This window comes from Gracilinema caldarium (genome assembly GCF_029265695.1).
Taxonomy (GTDB): Bacteria; Spirochaetota; Spirochaetia; order Treponematales; family Breznakiellaceae; genus Gracilinema; species Gracilinema caldarium_A.
Genome location: NZ_JAJUHW010000032.1, coordinates 11,264 through 31,735, shown reverse-complemented (window position 1 = coordinate 31,735; position 20,472 = coordinate 11,264). Strand labels below are relative to the sequence as shown.

Here is a 20,472-nt window from a genome sequence, read left to right as displayed (position 1 = left end):
AGCCATAGCTCCTCCTGTTAGTAGATGCGTATCTATACTAACCCAATCACTAGGTGAGGGCAAGGGCAGACAACAAATTATGTCCCTAGTTCCCAGGTAGTCCACCCGTTTCGTGCCATTGCATTAGTTTCACCTAACATAAAACTTTGTTTGCTGAGACAGGCAATATATGCTTGTCCAAGGCGCTGGGAACCATAAAAATCTGTAACAGCACGGATACCGCGGGTGTCTTGACGATCCAGTATTTCTTTCCATTTACACTTAATAGGATATAACAATCTATTTATATCTACTATAAGGTCCACTGCTCGTTTTTGCTGATCCTGCCAATACCAAAACTGGGCCGCTGGCTGCTCCCAATGTTTCCATCGGAGCCATTGAGAAATAACATGGTTTTCCCAAAAGGCTCCCATCATTGGGGATTGTTTCAAGGCTTCTTTGTTACTGAAACCGGCTAAAAAAATTGCTAGACCCGTATCGTAAAAATATAATTTAGGGCTTTTTGCAAGACGTTTCCCGCGAGACTCATAGTAAGGTTCCAGCATTCCATAATCCTGGATAGGTTCCGCGAAAAAGAAAATCATGGTTTTCATATTGACCCCCAAATACACTTTCCCATTCAGAAAAACTAAGCCCCTGTAAGGTTAAAATAGCCGCCCGTCCGGCTAAACTTTCGCTTACTTCTTTCATGAGCAAAAAATTCTGGGAGCCGGTAATAAAATAGAGCCCTGTTTGTCCCCGGTGCCTGTCTACCTGTGTTTTAATATGCCGTAAAAGCGTTGGAGCGTATTGAATTTCATCAATAATGAGCGGGGTAGAAAACTGTTTTAGGAATTCTTGGGGCCTGCTTTCTGCCATTTCCGCGTGCTGCATATAGTCAAGAGAAACATAGGATGCATGGGGAAAGCTGTGTTCCAAGAGGGTTGTTTTTCCCACTTGCCGGGGACCGGTTATTACAATGACCGGATACAAACGGGTAAGATTAAGTATTTGCGTAGTGAGAATTCTATTAATATACATATAGAAAATATGCAATAGCATTGCAAAATTGTTAAATCTTTAATAAATAATAACATATCTCTTTGCCTTCATTTCATTCAGCCCTGTTGACCCTGGGCTTTCTGAACCGTACAATGGGGCCATGGCATTAAACTGTGGTATTGTAGGGCTTCCTAATGTGGGAAAGTCCACTATTTTTTCGGCATTGACCTCGGCTCCCGCGGAAGCGGCGAACTATCCTTTTTGCACCATTAATCCTAATGTGGGTATTGTGGATGTGCCGGACAAGCGGCTCCGGAAACTCGCAGAAATATTTAAGCCAAAACGGGTTGTGCCCGCATCGGTCGAGTTTGTCGATATTGCGGGGCTTGTAAAAGGGGCGTCCCAGGGAGAGGGGCTCGGTAATCAGTTCCTGTCCCACATCCGCGAAGTAGGTGTTATCGCCCAGGTGGTACGCTGTTTCGAAAACCCTGATATCATTCATGTATCAAATAAGGTGGACCCCGAATCGGACATGGAGACTATTAATGTGGAACTTGCCCTTGCGGACCTAGACACGGTCGCCAAGCGCCGGGAAAAGGCGGTACGGGCCCTTAAGGTGCAAGCCAAGGACCAGCAGAAGCAGGCGGAACTCCTTATCGCTGCCCTCGACAAGGTGCAGCCTGCCCTGGAACAGGGTAAGCCGGCCCGGTCGGTCCCCTTAACTGATGATGAACGGGCGGCCCTGTACGACAGCCACCTCATCACCATGAAGCCCCAGCTGTATGTATGCAATGTTGATGAAGATGGCATGCGAAATGGCAACCGCTTTGTGGAAATGGTGAAAGCGCGGGCTGCGGCGGAAAACTCAGAAGCAGTGGTTATCTGCGGCAAGTTCGAGGCGGAGCTTGCGGATCTGGAAAGCGAAGAGGAGCGCCTCGCTTTTCTTTCTGAACTGGGGCTAGAAGAATCGGGCCTCTCCGCCCTTATTCATGCGGCTTACCGGCTTTTAGGGCTCAGGACTTTTTTTACCGCCGGCGAAGACGAGTGTCGTGCCTGGACTATCCATGCAGGAGATACGGCTCCCAAAGCAGCTGGGGTTATTCATACCGACTTTGAAAAGGGCTTTATCAAGGCCGAGGTATATTCCTACGATGATCTTCTTACCTATGGTTCGGAAGCAAAAATAAAAGAAGCCGGCAAGTATCGGATCGAAGGTAAAGAGTATGTAGTCCAGGATGGAGACGTCATGTTCTTTAAATTCAACGTGTAAAAACAAAAAGGGGGCTCTATGAATCCGACACGGGAAGAGGCTGAAAAACTGTGGCGCCAGTACAACGATGACGAAGGCCTCTGGCGACATGCTCAAGCGGTAGAAGCTGCCATGCGCCATTTTGCCGATAAGGCTGGCGAAGATGCCGATAGGTGGGGCGTTATCGGCCTTGTGCATGATATCGATTACCAGCAATACCCGGATCAGCATTGTTCCATGGCAAAGCAAATTTTAGAGCAGGCTGGGTGGCCTGAGGACTATGTTCGTGCGGTGGTAAGCCATGGCTGGGGTATCTGTTCCGACGTGGAACCCCAATCCCTGCTTGAAAAAACCCTCTTTGCGGTGGATGAGCTTACTGGTTTTATTCAAGCCTGTGCCCTTGTGCGGCCCTCCAAAAGTGTGCAGGATCTGGAAGTATCCTCTGTTAAGAAAAAATGGAAAACCGCTGCCTTTGCCGCAGGGGTTAACCGGCAGGTTATCGAAAAAGGGGCTGTCATGCTTGGTCTTGAGCTCGACACCCTTATCGGCGAAACAATCATTGCGCTCAGGAAGGTGTTGCCATGATTTCTGTTGTAGATCTCCAAAAATATTCTCTTTTTGGTGGACTCATGGCTGAGCAGATTGAACGGGTTATTCCACTTCTTACGATAGAATCCTATCCAGAAGGTACTAATATTATTACCGAAGGTGAGCGAAACGATAGAATCCGTTTTATTTTGGACGGTCGTGTCCTTGTTATTCGCAACGGAGTTCAGTTGAATGAACTGGGAGAAGGGGAAACCTTTGGTGAAATGGAAATTCTCGATGTAATGCCTGCGGTTGCGACAATACGGTCTCATGCACCCACCAGGGTCGCCGCCATATCGAACCGGGCTCTGCGCGATATTTATAAAATGGATGTAAGTGCCTTTTCTATGATTATCATGAATCTGGCTCGAGACTTATCACGCCGGCTTAGACGTATGGATGAACTTGCCTGTGAGGATCAGAAATAAAAAAAAGCGCGCCACAGGCGCGCTTTTTTATGCTTTCGTAGAAAGCGACTTCCCTTTAGGTGGGAAGTCGCCTTTTTTTAGTTTTTATTTGGAAAGCCGTTTTTCGATCGCATCCAGTTCGTTCATCAGTTCCTTGGGGAGCCGTGAACCAAACTTGGGATAGTGATTTTCGCGGATATCGGCGATTTCCTTTTTCCAGCCCTCTACGTCGACTGCCAAGAGTTCCTTCATATCCTCTTCGCTTACACCAGCGGGCCGTTCAATGGCATCGATGGTGGGCATATAGCCGATGGGGGTCTCCACTGCCTTGCCGGTGCCGGCGCAGCGGTCGAAGATCCATGCGAGGACCCGGCTGTTTTCGCCGTATCCGGGCCAGAGCCACTTGCCGTCCTTGGTCTTGCGGAACCAGTTCACAAAGAAAATCTTGGGCAGCTTGTCCGCAGTAGTTTTCTTGCCGATATTGATCCAGTGCTGGAAGTAGTCGCCCATGTTGTAGCCGCAGAAGGGCAGCATGGCAAAGGGATCGCGGCGGATGGTTCCGGCCTTAAGGTCCAATGCGGCGGCGGTAATTTCAGAGCCCACAATGGATCCCATGAATACGCCGTGAACCCAGTCGGTTGCCTGGTGTACCAGGGGAATCGTGCTGGGCCGGCGGCCGCCAAAAAGAATAGCATCGACCGCGACACCATTGGGATCTTCCCATTCTTTTGCAATGGCGGGGCACTGTTTTGCGGGAGCGGTAAAACGGCTGTTGGGGTGGGCTGCCGGCTCCTGGGCCTTGTTAGCCTTGTCCTGGACCCATTCATTGCCCTTCCAGTCAATAAGCTTACCAGGGGCATCGTATCCAATGCCTTCCCACCATACGTCATTGTCTTCGGTCAGGGCGACATTGGTATAGATAGTATTCTTTTCGATGGACCGCATGGCGTTGGGGTTGGAATCCATGTTGGTTCCGGGAGCTACGCCAAAGAAGCCCGCTTCGGGGTTAATGGCATAGAGACGTCCGTCCTTGCCGAATTTCATCCAGGCAATGTCGTCGCCGATGGTTTCGACCTTCCAGCCAGGGATGGTGGGGACGAGCATGGCCAGGTTGGTCTTACCGCAGGCAGAGGGGAAGGCGGCGCAGACAACCTTGGAAACACCTTTTGGATTGGTAATCTTAAGGATGAGCATGTGTTCCGCAAGCCAGCCTTCGTCCCGGGCGATAACAGAGGCGATACGAAGGGCAAGACACTTTTTGCCAAGCAGGGCGTTTCCGCCGTAGCCAGAACCATAGGACCAGATTTCCCGAGTTTCGGGGAAATGGGAAATGTATTTTTTCTCGATGGGAGCGCAGGGCCATTTGCCGTTGTCGCTTTCTCCCTCTGCAAGGGGTTTTCCTACGGAATGGAAACAGGGAACATATTCGCCGTTGGTACCGAGTACGTCGAGAACCTTGGTTCCTACCCGGGTCATGATGTGCATGTTTGCTACAACGTATTCAGAATCGGTAAGCTCAACGCCGATTTTTGCGATATTGGAACCAACTGGGCCCATGGAGAAGGGAATCACGTACATGGTCCGGCCCTGCATACAGCCTGAGTACAGTTCGGTCATAATCTTCTTGAGCTCTACGGGATCGATCCAGTTGTTGGTGGGACCGGCTTCTTCCTGAGTTTTGGATGCAATATAGGTCCGGTTTTCTACCCGGGCTACGTCGGAAGGGTCGGATCGGAACAGGTAACAGCCGGGCCGTTTAGCAGGATTAAGGGGAGTAGCAAGTCCTCCCTTTACGCAGATATCAATCATTCGATTGTATTCTTCCTGGCTGCCGTCGCAGACATAGACCGCCTTGGGTTTCATCAAAGCTACTGCTTCTTCGACCCATTTTTTAAGGCCCGCATGTTTTAGTTCATTTAATGTCATAGGAGCTCCTTGTATAGAATTTTAGGGGGGCTGCCTTTCTTGGAGGCGAACAGTCGTATAGTACAAAAAGGAACGAATTGATACAAGGGCCAGACAAAAAATGCGGCGTGTACGTTAAGCCACTAAATTGACAATAAGTCCTGTGGAAGCTGGCGGCTTTGGGTTATAGGGGAGTGCCTTGTTTGCTGCCTGGGCTGCTTCGATTTCTTTTTTATATTGATCGATGAGTGCATCGATATGATCAACCGATACTGGGCTCTGTACATCCCGTTTCATCTGGCTGAGCTGGTCTATGAGGGCATCTAAAATTTTAAGTTTTGTGATAGGAACCCCCGGTTGGCCTTCTTCAGCAGGGATTCCTGAGACATGCTTAAAATGGGAATAAATATAGCTGGATCGGGACACTGGCAGGGCAATGCGGGAGCCGCCTATCGAGCTCCGCGCGAGACTATAATCGGGAATGCTGGTAATGATTGTTGAATTATATACCATGGATACCGATCCTTCTTATTTTGAATATCGGTATCCGTAAAAAAAAATTGAGTATTGAAGTTATTTGTATGGATTGTTTTTAAGCCACTCGGCCACTCTCTTTTCCAATGGTACGATGGAAGCTTTTTTGTCGGTCCGGGACGCATCGTGCAAGTAGGGCAAAATAACCCTGGCTTTGAGTACATCCCAGTTTTTTGGCAGTATGCCCGGCGGTGTCAGGCTCTCCGCAGGCGGAGTATGGCCAAGTAAAATGGGATAAAAAGAAGGGAAAATCTGTTCGGTTACGGTCCTCAGAGCAGAGAACCCATTGGAGATACCAAAACTATGGTCCATCAATCTGTATTCCTTGCTTTGCTGCAATAGTTCCCGCTGGTTTTCTTCCCGGTAAAACCATTGTATAAAAGCGTCGATAGCCTGTTTAGATTTGCTTTTTTTGTAAATACCCAAGAACGGAGCGCCCTCCATAATGGGGATAATATTCCCGTTGCCTACCCACCGGAAATCCAGGGTGTTCAGGCGGTCTTCGCTCAGGGTAAGGAGATCTTCGCTGGAAATATAGGCGAATAGAATTTTACCGCTTGTGGCTATGACCGCAGGAGGGTTGTACAGGTATTTAAACGCAAAATCATCTTCTTTTTCGGGGCTGCCGTTTGTTTCGATACTCCAGCGATACACATAGTTCATAGCCCGCTCTAAAGCTGCAGCATCCCACGCAAGGGGTGAGCTTTCCCGATATGAAACATTAAAAAGCCGGGAAACTATAAAAAGAAATTCGTCATTCCAGCGGGGAGAAAAACCCATCCGTACATAGGTTCCCTGATTGTTGAGCTGGTTGTGGCTCTTTCCGAGACTCTGGATCTCATCCAGGGTAAGAAAAAAAGGTTTGGCGACCAGGCTGCTGTTCTCTTTGGAGAAAATAACCGCCGGAATGTTAAAGGAAACGGGCAGCAGGTACTGTTTGCCATCTATGTTTCCAAGCCGCAAAAGGTTAATGTAAAAACTTGTTTGCTTAAGGAGCAGTTCATCAAAAAAATAATCCAGATTCTTAAAAAGTTTTCTTGTTTCGCTGTTTTTAAGCCCCGTACCGACTACGATATCTGGATAGGTTTTTGTCTTCGCCAAAATGTTCGGCAGGTTTTCATAGTAAAAGATCTCTATTTTATAATTCTTTTGTTTGGAATTAAATATTTCTGCGTAAATGGCGAATTCGCTCTGATCGGTCCAGAGGGTAACTGTCTTGGTTGCACCAATCTGACAAGATATAAATAGGCTTGCGAACAAGATTTCAGACAACACCGCAATAATGATGCGGTAGGGGTTTATGATTTTCATGTTTTTATCCTATTGTGCCGGTTCTTGACTTGTCAATCCCGCATTGGCGGGATACTATGGTAAGCATGCAAATCCGCGATCCAGAGATAATTAGACTTATTGAACAGATTGGAGATCACTATAAGTCTAATATTGCTAACCGTCATATTCGCCCAGCATTGCTGCATCTTCCGCTGGATAATCAATCCTGGGACCTTATAGAAACCCTTACGGAAAAAAGCGAGCAATATAGGTATCAGGGTTTTCATCTTGATGAACTGTACCGGCAGATTGTTGCTGCAGCCCGTTTTATAGGACTTGCTCGAAAGGAACTGGTTCCTTCTTTGCGGAATCGCCTGAATGCTACGGGCCGCTTAGCCGATGCAGACAAGGTATTGCGAGATATGGCCATAAACAATTTTACATCGAACCTAAAGATATTTGCAGATCTTTTAAACGAACTTTTTATAAAACTGGTCGAAATTGACAAAAACGCCAGCGCTGGCCGGCTGCCGCTGTATGCCCAGATGCCCGAATTAAAGGATCTGGGCCACCAGCTGGTTAGTTAATTTTTCTGAGCTAATTCCGAAGCCACTCGGTAGAGTGTTTCGTACACAAAGGGAATATGTTCCGCCTCCACGCTGGAAAAGGCGATGCGCAGGTATTGGCTGCCAAGGGCTATGGTTCCAATGCCATAGTCCTTTAGCAGGGCCTGCCGCAGCGTTTCAGGGCTGACTCCATTGCAGCGGAAGCTCATGAAATAACCAGAATTAAAGGGCAGGGCCTGCAATACTGGATGCTGCTTGTTGTTGGCCACGAGGGTTTTCACAATCTCATACCGTTTATGCAGTATCTCGCGGAACCGGGCTTTCTCCGATTCGGAACGGCTGTCGTTCATTGTCTTCAGCATCAGATACTGGGCCGGAGTATTTGAGCAGGATACGCTTGAACGGATGGTGCCCATCAATTTCTTTATGAGCGCTTCGTAGTGATTTTCGTTCATGCCTGCGGAACCAAAGGTAACAAAGCCCATCCTCAAGCCCCACACATAGTCCTCTTTTGTGGGCCCGTCGATCTTTACGGCTAGTACCCGTTCATGGAGGGTCGCAAGCCGGCTAAAGAGCGACTCTGGATATATGTCGGGTTCGTAGTCGAGGCCAAAATAGGCATCGTCGGTGATGATAAGGCAGTCGGTGCCTGCTTCGGCAGTTTCTTTTATCATATTGATGAGCGATTCTGCCTCTGCCTTGGTGGGTGAGTATCCGGAAGGATTATTCGGGAAATTGAGAATGAGCCTGAGGCTGCCGCTCTTCGCTGCCTTTTTTACCGCTTGTTTAATACCTTCCAGGTTAAGGCCGGCACCGGTTCCGAAGAAGGGAACTTCGGTAACGGTAGCTCCCCGTCGGTCGGCAAAAATAAGGCTGTAATTGTCCCAACAGGGATCGCTCACGAGAATTTCATTACCTTCTTCAAGAAAAAGGTCTGCAATATAGGAAATGCCTGCGGTAAGCCCCGGTACGACGACTGGAAGGGAAATACGAGAGCCTTCCAGACTGGGATTTTTTTTAAGTATGGCGTCCTTCCATGCCTGGCGGGCTGTTTCCACACCAGCGGTCGGCGCATAGGTAACCGCTTCTACCGTTGAGAGGGTTGGCATACCCTCGGCAATAGCGGACAGGATGAGGGGCCGCCCACCGTCATAGGCCATTCCGATGGTTGCATTGGCCTTGTGTGCATATTTCTTTGCTTCCCCCGACTGGGCAATAATGCCCTTGGGAAAATACAACCGTTTACCAAGACCCGAAAGCAATCTTTGGGCTACTGTCCCTTCGAGCTGGGAATTCAATTCTGTCGCTAAGGTATTCATAGACTATAGACTAGGGGGCAGGTTGGGTTGTGTCAATATTGTCAATACAGTTTTGTACCGGTACAATAGGGTATGGATCAAACAAAACTTGAACAGGTAACAGGAATCCTTGCGGAATCCCGAAAAGAGCTGGCTCAGCGGATTATCGGCCAGGAAGCTATGGTAAACGGCCTTTTAATGTCCCTGATAGCCGGCGGACACGCCCTTTTGGAAGGCGTTCCGGGGCTCGCAAAAACCCTGGCGGTAAAATCCCTGGCGGAGCTGACGGGGCTTTCTTTTAAGCGGATCCAATTTACCCCTGATCTGCTCCCCGCAGATGTAACAGGAACCCTTATTTGGGACCAGAAAAGTCTTTCTTTTTCGGTCCGCCGGGGACCGCTCTTTGCGAACCTTATCCTGGCGGACGAAATTAACCGGGCCCCGGCAAAGGTTCAGTCGGCACTGCTCGAAGCGATGGAAGAAAAACAGGTTACCATTGGCGAAGAATCCCTTCCCCTTCCAGATCCATTCTTTGTACTTGCTACTCAGAACCCCATAGAACATGAAGGTACCTATCCGCTGCCTGAGGCTGAGCTGGACCGCTTTCTTCTTAAATTGATAGTTCCCTATCCTTCCCGGGAAGAAGAACAGGAGATAGTCCGGCTTTTCCACCGGAGCTCCGGGGTAAACGACAGTTCTCAGAAACTTAAACCGCTGCTTGGCAAAAATGTCCTGTCCCGCATCAGAGAAGCATCTGATGAGGTTCGTCTGGATGATGCCCTGGTGAACTATATTGTTGCCCTTGTTTCTGCAAGCCGGCCGCAAGAAAAAGCGAAACGGGGCAGCAGGGACGATTTTTATCGATATTTGTCTTTCGGCGCTTCGCCCCGAGCTTCTATAGCGCTTCACCGATGCAGCAGGATTCAAGCCCTCTTCAGCGGCCGGGATTATGTAATACCGGAAGATATAAAGGCTGTGGCGCCTGCGGTGCTGCGGCACCGTCTGGTTCTGTCCTATGAGGCCGAAGCCGACAATGTGGATGCGGATGCCCTTATAAACCGCATACTGGCCCTGGTTCCTCTGCCCTAATTGCTATCGTGAACCGCGCCGAATTGCTGGAAAAAATAAGTACCTTTTCTCTTGCCGCAGAGAGTCTTGCGGAAGATCTCGTTTCCGGAGATTTTCGTTCCATATTCCGCGGCCAGGGCATAGAATTTGAAGAAGTAAGAACCTATCAGATTGGTGATGATATTCGCTCCATAGACTGGAACGTCAGCGCCCGCTTTGGGCACCCCTATGTTAAGCTCTATCGGGAAGAACGGGAACTGTCGGTTTTTGTCATTTTGGATGTGTCCGCGTCCATGGGGACAGGCGGTCCGATTCGCCGGTATGATCAAGCCCTGCTGAGCGCTGCTCTCATTGCATTCTCGGCGGATAAGGCGGGCCAGCGCTTTGGCGGTCTCTTTTTTAACCGCGATGTACGACGGGTTTTTATGCCTAAAAAGGGAAGGTCCGCAGTCATGGCCTGGGTATTGGAAGCCCTTGATCATGAACCGGATGATTCCGAGATGAACCGTGGTTCTGCCCTGGCAGCAGCCCTGGAAGCGGCGGGGCGGCTCTTAAAAAAACGAAGCTTAATCATCGTTATATCGGACTTTCTTGCCCTGGGCTGGGAACAGCCCCTTGCCCATGTAAGCCACCATCACGATGTGGCGGCAATCAGGATAACCGATCCTCTGGAAACAGAGATGCCTTCTTTGGGCCTTGTTACGTTTCAGGACCCGGAAACCAGTGAAGTTCTTCATGGGCTTACGTCCTTTCCTTCTTTTAGGGCCGCATGGAAATCCTGGAACCAGGATCGGAGCGTCCTTTGGGACACCATCTGCACCAAATACAGGGTGCGCCATACTGAGTTATCCACCGCTGCCAATCCTGTCACCGAATTGGGCCGGTTTTTTTCGGGGAGACAGCGATGATCAAGCGGTATCTGTTCATCTATCTTTTTATAGCATTGCTCCCTGTCCTGTCTTATCCGGAGAATCCAGGCAAAGAAACAACACCGGCTCATAGCGAAATCCTTTCTGCTACCCAGGTGCCGCCCCAGGTTTTTGTGGGAGATAAGGCTCGGCTCGTGTTAACCTTGGTCCCGAAAGGGTCGTCAGCTGCACGGACCCTCGTTATAGATGTGGAGGATAAGCTTCCCCAATCAAAGTCCATACACATTACCCGGATAGAACTGGACACCCATGGAAAAAATCCAAAAATGATGGTTGACTTTGTGCCCTTTGAGCCGGGAGCTATCGTGCTTCCAACCCTAGAAATCGGTCCCTATGTAATAAGTCGGCAAATTGTAGATATTGCTTCGGTCCTAGAGGCCGATCATGAAGGCCTTGAAACTGCCCCTCCGGAAGAGCCCCTCTTAATACCAGGAACCCGTCTCCTCTTGTATGGAACAATCGGCTTCCTCTTTGTACTCGTTTTAGGCTTCTTTGCTTTTCTTATGTGGGGCAGTACCTGGTATGATCAGCTGCAGACTTGGTTCAAAAAAAGACAGATCCTGGGGAATCTTAAAAAGCGTCTTGGTTATCTGGAACGAGAAAAAAAAGAACTTTCTCCTGCTGAAATCGGTGAATTGATAAGCTATCTGAGATTATATGCTGAAATGCAAACTGGTATTCCCTGTGTGGCCAAAACGGGCCGGGAAATTGAAGACCAAGCGGATATGTTTCCCAACCCTGAGCAGGCTCTGGTCCTGGGATACATAATTAAGCAATCTGATATGATGCGATTTAGCGGTAAAGCGGTCACCGCTTTGGACCTTGAACGATTGTGTTTGGAAATTAAAAAAATAGTTTTCCTGCTGCAATCTAAAGAAAAAGGGGAGCGAAGCCAATGACGGTAAGCTTTGAACATCCCCAATTTCTATTTATCGGTCTACTAGCCATTTTAATTTTATATGCATGGTTACGGCTTAAAAATAACCATTTTGTCTTTAATGTTCCTTTGGGGCCCCCAGGGGGGGCGGTGTTCCGGTCTCCAGTACCCGCACAACTATTACTCCGGTTTACCCGATTGCTCGAAGGCCTTGCCATCCTTTTGCTCCTCCTTGCCCTCGCAGGCCCTGCCTATGTACAGCATCGGACCGTCTGGCTTGACCGAGGGGCGGATGTGTTTTTTGTGATCGATTGCAGTCCCAGTATGTCTGCATTGGATATGGAAGGCCAGAGCCGTTTTGCGGTTGCAAAAAAACTGGTCACCCGCTTTGCCCGCTTAAGGCCCTCTGATGCCATTGCCCTTGTTGCAATTGGGGCCGATGCAGCTCTGATTATGCCGCCCACGGTGGATAGAAAGGTTTTTAACGAACGGCTTGCATTGCTTTCAGTAGCAGAATTGGGGGACGGAACGGCCATCGGGACTGGGCTTGCCATTGCGGCGGTGCATCTGCGGAATTCGCGGGCCCAGCGAAAGCTTGTAGTACTGCTCACCGACGGTGAAAATAATGCCGGGGCAGTACATCCCCTGACCGGCGCATCTATGATCCGGGAATCGGGGGCCGAGCTTTGGGTTGTGGGTATAGGAAGCGCGGGAGAAGTTCCCCTGGACTATGTTGACCCCCAGACAGGACAGCGAAAAACCGGCGTCTTTGAATCCCGCTACGATCCCGAGGCCCTCCGTTCTATCGCTCTTGCGGGAGGCGGCACCTTTGCAGTCGCCGCATCCACCGGAGCGCTCGAAGAGACCTTTAATCGGATGAGCAGCGCTGATATGGCGCCGCTCAGATCCCGTACCTACCGGCTCACCCAATCGCTGACCGGAACGCTTTTGTATCTTGTTCTAGGGTTCATCGGTCTTGCTCGATTGATCCGTTGGTTTGTTATGGGGGCCCTGGTATGAGCTTTGATAATCCCCAGCTTCTATGGGCCCTAGCTATTTTAGTTCCTGGTAGCATCCTGTTTCTGCGCCGCCGCTTGGCCCGGCTTGCACAATACAAAACCCTCACGAGCGCAGAAGCTTATATTCGCCTCCGCGGCATTTCAATTAAATCGGCAGTACTGTTTCTGTTGTGTTTTATAAGTCTCATCGTTGCCCTTGCGCAGCCTCGCTGGGGCCAGCGGCTGGTGTCTGAATATTACAGCGGTTTGGATCTGGTACTCGCTTTTGATGTCTCCCGCAGTATGGATTTAAAAGATGGCGATGATGGCCAAAGCCGGCTCGAGGTGGCAAAGCAGGCTGCGCTTAATCTGATAGAAGCGCGGCCCGATTTTCGCTATGCGGTAACATTGGGTAAAGGCAAGGCCATACTGGCTATTCCCCTCACGGATGATAAGGAATCGATTATCAATCTGATAATGTCCCTCTCGTCTGCTGCAATTTCATCCGCTGGCTCTAACCTGCAGGAATTACTGGAACTTGCATCCCAAGCCTTTCCCGAAGAAAGCCCAGGGAAAAAACGCATTATTCTCTTTTCCGATGGGGAAGATACCAAGGGATCCCTATCGGATGTAGAACGGGTGCTGCAGGCAAAAGGCATCGGAGTCATTGCCGTTGGTGTAGGGAGCCTTCAGGGCTTGCCGGTGCCGCAGGCCGATGGAACAGCCTTCCTTCGCCGGCCAAACGGCACCGCGGTTATCAGCCAGCTCCGTGAACCAGCACTTCAGGAGCTGGCGGCGCTCTCTGGCGGAATGTACTGGAATGCATCCCGGGAAGCTTCCATGGATGCTCTGCTTAACTATCTTGATGCCTTAGCGAACGGCCGGGCCCCGCTGGAGTATCGGCGGGAAACACCCTCCCAGCAGGTCTGGTTTGTACTGGCCGCATTCTTATTCTTTGCAGCGGCTCGATTATTGGAGGAAGGATTATGGAAAAAGCGCTAGGCTCTGCGCTTCTCGTCATAGGAATTCTGTTGATGAACATATCCTGCACTTCCGACATTAAAGGGTCCTATTATGTCCTTCAGGGTACACTGCAGGCCAAGGAAAAACAGAGTTCTCAGGCAATTAGTTCTTTTTCGCAGATTGCCGCATCAAGCAATGCGGCTAGCCGCTTATATGCCCGCTATGGACTTGCAACAGTCTATTATGAAATGGGAGAATTTCGGGCAGCCATTAACCTTTTTGAAAACATAACCCAGGAACTATCCGCCCATCAGTCAAATACACGGGGGCCTGAAAAAGAGCTGCTCTATCGTGCTCTATACAATAAGGGGCTTTGTCTCTATGCACTGGAAAATTATGATGGCGCCGCCGAGACCTTTCGCGCATCCCTGCAGGTAGACGGCAGCAGATGGAACGCAAAACGAAATCTTGAACTGAGCTTAAAGGCCAAAACAAAAAAGAATAGCTCAGCTGCCGCTGCAGGGGCCGTCGCTACCAAAAAACAGGCGGCGCCGAATCCGGTAATCTTTGATTATATTCGCCAAAAGGAGATAGATCGATGGAAAAGCCAGACAGGGAAAGGTTCCGAGGAAGAGTCCATCGATTATTAAGGCTGGTGGTCCTGGCCGGCCTCTTGTTGGGGTCGGATGTTTCATCCTGGGCTGTCCCCGGCTCTCAGGAAGCCCTGCGGCTGATTCTGCAGACCGATGGAAGCGAGCTTCTTGTGGGGAAGCCCTGGAACCTTCTGGTGCTCCTCCAATATCCCTCGCCGGAGGAGATTCACCTATCGCTGCCACCCCTGCCGGAGGGCCTTCTTTTAGATCGTATCCGGACCGGGATCCGAACCGTAGAGGGGGAGATTTGGACCGAAATAGAATGCACTTTTATTCCCCAGAAGCGGGGGGATATAACTTTAGGGCCCCTGGAAGTGACGGTCCCTGGAAAGCAGGGCCGTACGAGTCCCCAGGCTCTTTCTGTTCGTGATGCGTCTGGTTCTGCCGAGTCTCCCATTGTTCCCCGTTTGTTTTGGACCGCTCCGGATAAGGAATACAGGGTTGGGGATCCCATACCCCTGGAATTGCATATTGATGCTCCTGCTTTGTCCCAAAAGAGCCCCTGGTTTGCAGGAAATCTTGTTGTTGATCTTGTGCAGGATGCCCTTACGGAAACTGTGCCGGTAACTGAATCGGATAGGGCCCAAGGCATACTGTACCGAGTTCGTCTCATTCCCCTGAAAGCAGGGACGATTATATTTCCAGCCGCAAGAATTTCGGTTGGTACGAGCGTCTTTGTTTCCGAAAAGGGAATGATTTCGGTCTTGCCGGGAACCGTTCATCAATCTAAAAAGGAACAGCTTCTGGTGACTACTCCAGAGTCTTCTCAGAAAAATAAAGCGAAAAATAAAGCCGGTTCCTTCCCGGATTTTGCTGGTTTTAGACCCCCCTTCCCCTGGCATTTTATATGGCCCTTAGTTTCTCAAGAGTTTTTTAAGGTCCTTGGAGAAAGCAAAAAAAATTGGGAACAGGGAGAGCCAGCGCAGGCCCTTATGGTCCTTCGCACCTATGAACGGGATAGCCCTTTGGGTCCCTTGTACCGAATCTTTCGCCGGGAATCTGAAGGCCAGCTTGGTATTTTTTCAAGCATAGACGAATGGTGGGTTCCATCTATGTTGCTTTTTGGCCTCACGATTGTTCTTTTGGTTCTCGGTATTTATGCAACTATGAAAAAAAAGAAAATTGCCAGTATAGGCTTTATTGCATGCGCCAGCCTTGTTCTGTTATATTCCATCCTTGCCAAACCTGTTCTTGTTCCCCTCCTTCGTGGCGGATCTGTAGCCGTCGTGGGCGAGACTGAGGGCTTTACAATACCGGATAAAAACGGCAGCAGTATTGCCCATTTTGTGACCGGTGAGGCTGTTCTTGTTAAGCACAAAACTGATGAATGGGTTTTTATCAGCGCCGCCGGCCAGCGTTCCGCCTGGGTGACCCGTTCATCCGTGTATGATTTCTGAGTAAGGATATGGGGCATGGATTTTGGAGATATTTTGGATGAATGGGAAAAGCGAACGGCAAAACCGGCAGGGAAAAAGGCGATACAGGCGGAACGCCGCGCGGCTAGACAAGAGCAGCAGGAACGTAATGAGCGCAGCTCAGAAAAAAAGGTGGATCCTTTAACCGCATGGCTCAGAGTTCACGGTGTGGAAGACAAGGATAAGGCAAACCCGGATTTGGATCTATCCGATTCGGAGCTTCGTGCCCGGGAACATAAACGGCTTATGAACAAGGCTCCCGATGCGGTGCTCGATTTGCATGGTCTCACCCGGGATGAGGCCTGGGAACGGCTGGGGCAGTTTTTCTCACAGGCCCGCAGTCATGGTGCTGAAAAGCTGCTGGTTATACATGGAAAGGGCAATCATTCCGAAGGGGAAGCGGTCTTAAAACGAACGACAAAACAGTTTATTGAACAGTGCCCCTTTGCCGGCCAGCATGGGCATCCCCCTGCAGAAGGAGGGGGCTCAGGAGCGACATGGGTGATATTGAAAAAGGATATTACCGCTCGCGATAGATAATACGGCCGCGGCTGAGATCGTAGGGAGACAGGGCAATCCTGACCCGGTCGCCGGGGACGATGCGGATATAATGCTTGCGCATTTTACCTGAAAGGTGGGCAAGAATGAGATGTCCGTTCTGGTTGTCCAGCTCTACGCGGAACATGGTATTGGGCAGAGCTTCCCGAACAACCCCTTCTACTTCTATAGCTTCTTCTTTCGCCACAAAAACTCCTTAAAAAATTTGCAATCAGAACTGTCAGTGCATATAATGCTATAGTCAAGTGGTATGGTTTGTCAACCATACCAAAAACATCTTGACAAAAGTTACGTTGTACGGCAATGTAGCCGGACTTATAAGGGGGGACCGGCATGGATAAAGAATTCGTTGAAAAAATGAAGCAATCCCTGATCGATCTCAAGAAAGAGATCATCACGAACCTGATATCAGGCAATGAAGATTTCAAACAAATCGTTGAAGAAATGGATCCTAAGGATTTTGCCGATATTGCCTCCGATGATATAGACCGAAAGATGATAGAGGCGATTGGGACTCAGGATGTCAAACGTCTTAAGGCAATTGACAATGCCCTGAGCCGGATTCAGCAGGGCAAGTATGGTCTGTGTGTAAAATGCGGCAAAAAAATTCCCCAGGACAGGCTGGAAGCGATTCCGTACGCGCTCATGTGCATTGAATGCAAGACCGCGGAGGAACGTCGTAACCGCTAGTTATTCCAGAGGGAGCCTTTCCCTGATCCATGCAGAGGGTCCGTTGGGTTCACCTGACGGGCCCTTTCTGTTTTTATAGAAATTGACTATTTCCTCGTATCCGCTTTGTTTAAGTGCTTCTATAGCCTTATCATAATTCCCTTTCAGGTGGGACGTGCTGTGGGCGTCTGCATTGATTGTCACGGGAATAGAAAGCTGCCGCATGGCCCGCAAAATGCCGAGGGAAGGATAGGTTTCGTTCATGGTTCCCCGGTTCATAGCACCCGTGTTTACTTCTACAACGATGGACTTTCTCTGTAAAGCCATAAGTACCCGCCGAACGTCTTGGCGGTAGGACTCAGGAAATTGATCGTCCCACCATGGTTTTTGGTTTTTCTTGACTAGATCGATGTGCCCCAGTATGTCTAAGCCTCCGGCTTTTATCATGTCTTCCATGTTCATCCAGTATGCATGGGCGGCTGCTTCATAGTCTCCGGCAAAAAGTTCCTGTACACCTGCCTCCCATTCGGCTGCTGGGCCATCTACGGTAAAATAGTATGACAGGTCTGGTGTGGAAAGGTAATGGACCGAACCTATTCGGTAATCCAGGTTATAGGCGTCGAAGCGGCGGTCCGCCGGTCCGCAGATGCCTGGGATATAATCAATCTCAAGTCCAAGGTAGATTGCCAGCTTACCTTCCCAGACTTTTTTTGCAGCCTGAACAGCTTCAATATAAGCTTCGAGCTTGTCCATTGGCAGATGCCACTGGGTTATAATGCCGCTTTCAGCTGGCAGCGGGGCGTGGGCGCTGAATCCTAAAATGGAAAGACCCTGTTCCCAGGCTGCCTGGCAGAGAACTTCGACGGTGTCGCGGCCGTCGCAAAATGTGGTATGGGTGTGAAGGCATGCATAATTCATCGTATAAATTGCTCCGCGATGGGTTTGAACCGCTCGTAGGCCCCGTTCAGGGCTGTCAGGTCGGCAGGAATATCCTCCAGCTTTCTGTCCTTTATGTCAAGTTCGAGCCGGGCTGCCGATTGCCCTAATTCGTTCGCGGCAAGGTTTAAGGCGCTGCCTTTAATGGTATGGGCTTCCCGTCGGGCGGTTTCCCAGTCCTCCCTTTTTATAAGCTCAGGCAGTGATGTAAGTTCAGCCTCCGTACGTTCCATGAACCGCGCTAATAATTTTTGAACCGATTCCCGGTTGCCGAAAAAGTTGGCTAAAAGCTGTTCAGTGTCCAGTATGTTCTGTGTATCACATTCTTCTTCTTCGACACTCTCCAGCTCTGAGCTGGAACTTTCTATCTCATGTATTTCATTTTCTTCGACACTCTCCAGCTCTTCGATTTCTTGGGGCAGGGGATCGGGGCTAAAATCAAATACGGGGTCGTTCCCTTTGCCGGTGGCGGTATCGAGCGCTGCAGGGAGCCATTTTTTACAAATTGCCTCTATGTCAGTCCGACGATAAGGTTTTATAAGGACATCATTCATACCGGCCTGCATACATTGCTCCCGTTCATCTGCAAGGGCACTGGCGGTAACCGCGATTATAGGACCTGTAAAGTGCCGCTGCCGTAATTGTCGTGTGGTCTCATAACCGTTCATACGGGGCATTTGAATGTCCAAAAAGATAATATCGATTTCATGGTTCTGGGCCTTTTCAAGGGCATCTATACCATCATCTGCGGTTAATAAATGAGAGAAGCCTATCTTCTCAAGGATCGTACAGAATAACTGCTGATTTACCGGATGATCTTCTACAATCAGAACCTTTGCTTGGGTTCTCATGTCAGAAACAGTACTGTCTTCTGCCTTGGCTTTTTGCGACCCAGTCTGTGAAGTCACCTTTGTTGGAACCATGGGATTTTCTAGCGAGGTCTGAAGTTGCTCTGGCTGAACAGGTGGGAGTTCTTCAGCTGGCACAGCTGTATTATGCATCTGGTCGGTGCCGCTATCGAGATCGAGGGGTGTTATGTCCGCAGCACTCAGGGCATCATAGAGTTCCCTCCGTTTTATTGGTTTTATAATGTACGCATTAAACCACCGCAGGAGGGTCATCTTTGCTTCGGCTCCCAGCATTCCCTGGGGAACCATCAGAATAAGCCTGACGCCGTTTATCGACTTATTGTTGTTAATTTCTGCGGCAAGCCGCCAGCCATCCATTTTTGGCATTATCATATCGATGAGGGCGATTGAGAAGGGCCGCCCTGCCACCGATGCGGTAACCAATTTGCCCAGAGCCTCTTCGCCGGAAGCGGCGTCTTCCACATGGGCGTATCCCAATTCCGTAAGATACGCAGAAAGGATCCTCCGGGTCTCACTATGGTCATCTACAATAAGGACTCGGTCATCCTGGTGTATGTGTGGATAGGTTGCGGCAAAATCAAAATGGGATCGTTCTACCGGTACGGTAAACCGGAAAATGGACCCGAAACTTTCGTTGGGCACCATGGAAATTTCCCCGCCCATGGACTGTACTAAATGCCGCGAAATTGCTAAGCCAAGTCCGGTTCCGCCGAAGCGCCGCGTAGTGGATGGGTCCCCCTGAAAGAATGTAGTAAAAAGTCGAGGCCGTAATTCGGGAGCCACCCCAATACCTGTATCTGCTACTGAAATAGTAAGAGCCTCTGTATCTTGGTACAGGGTTTTCCTGCAGGAAACGATAATGCTTCCCTCTCGGGTAAATTTAACCGCATTTTTTACCAGATTGATGATAATCTGCCTGAACCGGTTGGGATCTCCCTTAATTTGCAGCGCCGCTTCTTTAGGCACATCGATGGCAATTTCGAGCCCCTTTTTATGGGCCTCCAGGGATATCATATCCACCGATTGTTCAATCATCTGTTCAACAGAAAAATCGATATGCTCCAGGGTTAGTTTACCGGCTTCTATTTTTGAATAATCAAGTATGTCGTTAACAAGAGAAAGCAGTACGTCTGCAGAAAACCGTATCTGCCGGGTATATTCGCTTTGTTCCCGGTCTAGGTTTGTATCCTGTAAAAGCTCGCTCATACCAATGATGGTCTGAATAGGGGTGCGGATTTCGTGGCTCATGTTGGCAAGAAACTGGCTTTTTGTTTCTATAGCCCGTTCAGCAATTTCTTTGGCTTCCTGGAGTCGTTTGCCCTCCTGCCGTTCTTCCGTTTCGTCATCCACAAGGACGGCCACAAAGGGACCCCGCTGGTGGGGGAGCGCCTTCTCTTCCTCGGGAATAGCCCAGGCTCGGATATTGAGCCAGCGGGGGCTCCCCGATGCGTTTCGGAAAAAGGTGCTGAAACTGACAGATCGGCTTGAACCGGTAATGAGCCTGGAAAAATGGTAGGCAAATTTATAGGCATCCCGGGAGTGCAAAAATTCGGGGAAACTTTCATCCAAACTAGCGATATCTCTGCCTGCAAGGGAATCGAAGGTTCGTTTAAAGGGTTCATTGGCATCCACAAGAAAGCCGTTTTCATCGAGCAAGGCAACAGCGGCGCTGGCATTGAGAAAGAGACGCTGGTACAAATTAAGCGGCGCGGAGCTCAGCTCTTCACTCATGAATAC

At 49.6% G+C, this 20,472-nt stretch carries 22 protein-coding genes; 13 read left to right on the top strand and 9 right to left on the bottom strand.

Annotation, left to right across the window (positions count from 1 at the left end; all coding sequences use genetic code 11):
* Positions 1 to 77: 77 nt before the first annotated feature.
* Together Q7P68_RS10405 and Q7P68_RS10400 are read right to left on the bottom strand one after the other, a co-directional pair.
* Positions 78 to 593 (bottom strand): DUF4143 domain-containing protein, encoded by a 516-nt coding sequence (locus tag Q7P68_RS10405; protein WP_304225401.1) that lies wholly within the window; start codon positions 591 to 593, stop codon positions 78 to 80.
* Positions 526 to 1,020: an ATP-binding protein gene (locus Q7P68_RS10400; protein ID WP_304225399.1), complete on the bottom strand. Its 495-nt coding sequence runs from the start codon at positions 1,018 to 1,020 to the stop codon at positions 526 to 528. Before Q7P68_RS10400 ends, Q7P68_RS10405 begins: the two co-directional genes overlap by 68 nt.
* A 121-nt stretch (positions 1,021 to 1,141) precedes the next feature.
* Here Q7P68_RS10400 and ychF point away from each other — a divergent pair, with 121 nt between their 5' ends.
* From ychF to Q7P68_RS10385, 3 genes are read left to right on the top strand one after another with little or no spacing between them, the layout of a single operon-like run.
* Entirely contained in the window at positions 1,142 to 2,251 is a 1,110-nt protein-coding gene (ychF, locus tag Q7P68_RS10395; protein WP_304225397.1) for a redox-regulated ATPase YchF, read from the top strand.
* Positions 2,252 to 2,269: 18 nt separating this feature from the next.
* On the top strand, positions 2,270 to 2,815 hold the full coding sequence (locus Q7P68_RS10390; RefSeq protein ID WP_304225395.1) for an HDIG domain-containing metalloprotein: 546 nt from the start codon (positions 2,270 to 2,272) through the stop codon (positions 2,813 to 2,815).
* On the top strand, positions 2,812 to 3,246 hold the full coding sequence (locus tag Q7P68_RS10385; protein ID WP_304225393.1) for a cyclic nucleotide-binding domain-containing protein: 435 nt from the start codon (positions 2,812 to 2,814) through the stop codon (positions 3,244 to 3,246). The genes Q7P68_RS10390 and Q7P68_RS10385 overlap by 4 nt, the downstream gene beginning before the upstream one ends.
* An 84-nt stretch (positions 3,247 to 3,330) precedes the next feature.
* On the opposite strand, the gene Q7P68_RS10380 is transcribed toward Q7P68_RS10385, so the two are convergent.
* From Q7P68_RS10380 to Q7P68_RS10370, 3 genes are all read right to left on the bottom strand, one after another.
* The gene (locus Q7P68_RS10380) at positions 3,331 to 5,151 is read right to left on the bottom strand and encodes a phosphoenolpyruvate carboxykinase (GTP) (RefSeq protein WP_304225392.1); all 1,821 of its coding nucleotides are present in this window, start codon (positions 5,149 to 5,151) and stop codon (positions 3,331 to 3,333) included.
* Positions 5,152 to 5,265: 114 nt separating this feature from the next.
* Positions 5,266 to 5,643 (bottom strand): hypothetical protein, encoded by a 378-nt coding sequence (locus Q7P68_RS10375; RefSeq protein ID WP_304225390.1) that lies wholly within the window; start codon positions 5,641 to 5,643, stop codon positions 5,266 to 5,268.
* Positions 5,644 to 5,703: 60 nt separating this feature from the next.
* A complete protein-coding gene (locus Q7P68_RS10370) occupies positions 5,704 to 6,975 on the bottom strand; it encodes a hypothetical protein (RefSeq protein WP_304225389.1) in 1,272 nt (423 codons plus the stop codon).
* A gap of 56 nt (positions 6,976 to 7,031) precedes the next feature.
* Here Q7P68_RS10370 and Q7P68_RS10365 point away from each other — a divergent pair, with 56 nt between their 5' ends.
* Positions 7,032 to 7,523 (top strand): hypothetical protein, encoded by a 492-nt coding sequence (locus tag Q7P68_RS10365; RefSeq protein ID WP_304225387.1) that lies wholly within the window; start codon positions 7,032 to 7,034, stop codon positions 7,521 to 7,523.
* On the opposite strand, the gene Q7P68_RS10360 is transcribed toward Q7P68_RS10365, so the two are convergent.
* Positions 7,520 to 8,821, bottom strand: coding sequence for an aminotransferase class I/II-fold pyridoxal phosphate-dependent enzyme (locus tag Q7P68_RS10360; protein WP_304225386.1), 1,302 nt, complete (start codon positions 8,819 to 8,821; stop codon positions 7,520 to 7,522). The genes Q7P68_RS10365 and Q7P68_RS10360 overlap by 4 nt on opposite strands.
* A gap of 72 nt (positions 8,822 to 8,893) precedes the next feature.
* On the opposite strand from Q7P68_RS10360, the gene Q7P68_RS10355 reads away from it, so the two are divergent.
* Genes Q7P68_RS10355 through Q7P68_RS10320 form a run of 8 tightly spaced genes read left to right on the top strand, consistent with a single transcriptional unit; the run spans position 8,894 to position 16,243 of the window.
* Positions 8,894 to 9,889: an AAA family ATPase gene (locus Q7P68_RS10355; protein WP_304225384.1), complete on the top strand. Its 996-nt coding sequence runs from the start codon at positions 8,894 to 8,896 to the stop codon at positions 9,887 to 9,889.
* An 8-nt stretch (positions 9,890 to 9,897) separates the two neighbouring features.
* Positions 9,898 to 10,776 carry a DUF58 domain-containing protein gene (locus Q7P68_RS10350; RefSeq protein WP_304225382.1) on the top strand — a complete coding sequence of 293 codons (879 nt, stop codon included), beginning with the start codon at positions 9,898 to 9,900 and terminating at the stop codon, positions 10,774 to 10,776.
* Positions 10,773 to 11,696: a hypothetical protein gene (locus Q7P68_RS10345; RefSeq protein ID WP_304225380.1), complete on the top strand. Its 924-nt coding sequence runs from the start codon at positions 10,773 to 10,775 to the stop codon at positions 11,694 to 11,696. Before Q7P68_RS10350 ends, Q7P68_RS10345 begins: the two co-directional genes overlap by 4 nt.
* Positions 11,693 to 12,694, top strand: coding sequence for a VWA domain-containing protein (locus Q7P68_RS10340; protein WP_304225378.1), 1,002 nt, complete (start codon positions 11,693 to 11,695; stop codon positions 12,692 to 12,694). The genes Q7P68_RS10345 and Q7P68_RS10340 overlap by 4 nt, the downstream gene beginning before the upstream one ends.
* Complete coding sequence (locus tag Q7P68_RS10335) at positions 12,691 to 13,674, top strand: vWA domain-containing protein (RefSeq protein WP_304225376.1); 984 nt, start codon at positions 12,691 to 12,693, stop codon at positions 13,672 to 13,674. The genes Q7P68_RS10340 and Q7P68_RS10335 overlap by 4 nt, the downstream gene beginning before the upstream one ends.
* The gene (locus Q7P68_RS10330; RefSeq protein ID WP_304225374.1) at positions 13,659 to 14,285 is read left to right on the top strand and encodes a tetratricopeptide repeat protein; all 627 of its coding nucleotides are present in this window, start codon (positions 13,659 to 13,661) and stop codon (positions 14,283 to 14,285) included. The genes Q7P68_RS10335 and Q7P68_RS10330 overlap by 16 nt, the downstream gene beginning before the upstream one ends.
* Positions 14,234 to 15,685 carry a hypothetical protein gene (locus Q7P68_RS10325; RefSeq protein WP_304225373.1) on the top strand — a complete coding sequence of 484 codons (1,452 nt, stop codon included), beginning with the start codon at positions 14,234 to 14,236 and terminating at the stop codon, positions 15,683 to 15,685. Before Q7P68_RS10330 ends, Q7P68_RS10325 begins: the two co-directional genes overlap by 52 nt.
* Positions 15,686 to 15,700: 15 nt before the next feature.
* Positions 15,701 to 16,243 carry a Smr/MutS family protein gene (locus tag Q7P68_RS10320; protein WP_304225371.1) on the top strand — a complete coding sequence of 181 codons (543 nt, stop codon included), beginning with the start codon at positions 15,701 to 15,703 and terminating at the stop codon, positions 16,241 to 16,243.
* Here the strand turns inward: Q7P68_RS10320 and infA are convergent.
* Entirely contained in the window at positions 16,224 to 16,448 is a 225-nt protein-coding gene (infA, locus tag Q7P68_RS10315) for a translation initiation factor IF-1 (RefSeq protein WP_010257891.1), read from the bottom strand. The genes Q7P68_RS10320 and infA overlap by 20 nt on opposite strands.
* Positions 16,449 to 16,594: 146 nt before the next feature.
* Here infA and Q7P68_RS10310 point away from each other — a divergent pair, with 146 nt between their 5' ends.
* On the top strand, positions 16,595 to 16,951 hold the full coding sequence (locus tag Q7P68_RS10310; protein ID WP_304225361.1) for a TraR/DksA family transcriptional regulator: 357 nt from the start codon (positions 16,595 to 16,597) through the stop codon (positions 16,949 to 16,951).
* Here the strand turns inward: Q7P68_RS10310 and Q7P68_RS10305 are convergent, their stop codons facing one another.
* Both Q7P68_RS10305 and Q7P68_RS10300 read right to left on the bottom strand, forming a co-directional pair.
* Positions 16,952 to 17,848, bottom strand: coding sequence for a histidinol-phosphatase (locus Q7P68_RS10305; RefSeq protein WP_304225359.1), 897 nt, complete (start codon positions 17,846 to 17,848; stop codon positions 16,952 to 16,954).
* Entirely contained in the window at positions 17,845 to 20,466 is a 2,622-nt protein-coding gene (locus tag Q7P68_RS10300) for a response regulator (protein ID WP_304225358.1), read from the bottom strand. The genes Q7P68_RS10305 and Q7P68_RS10300 overlap by 4 nt, the downstream gene beginning before the upstream one ends.
* Positions 20,467 to 20,472 lie beyond the last annotated feature (6 nt).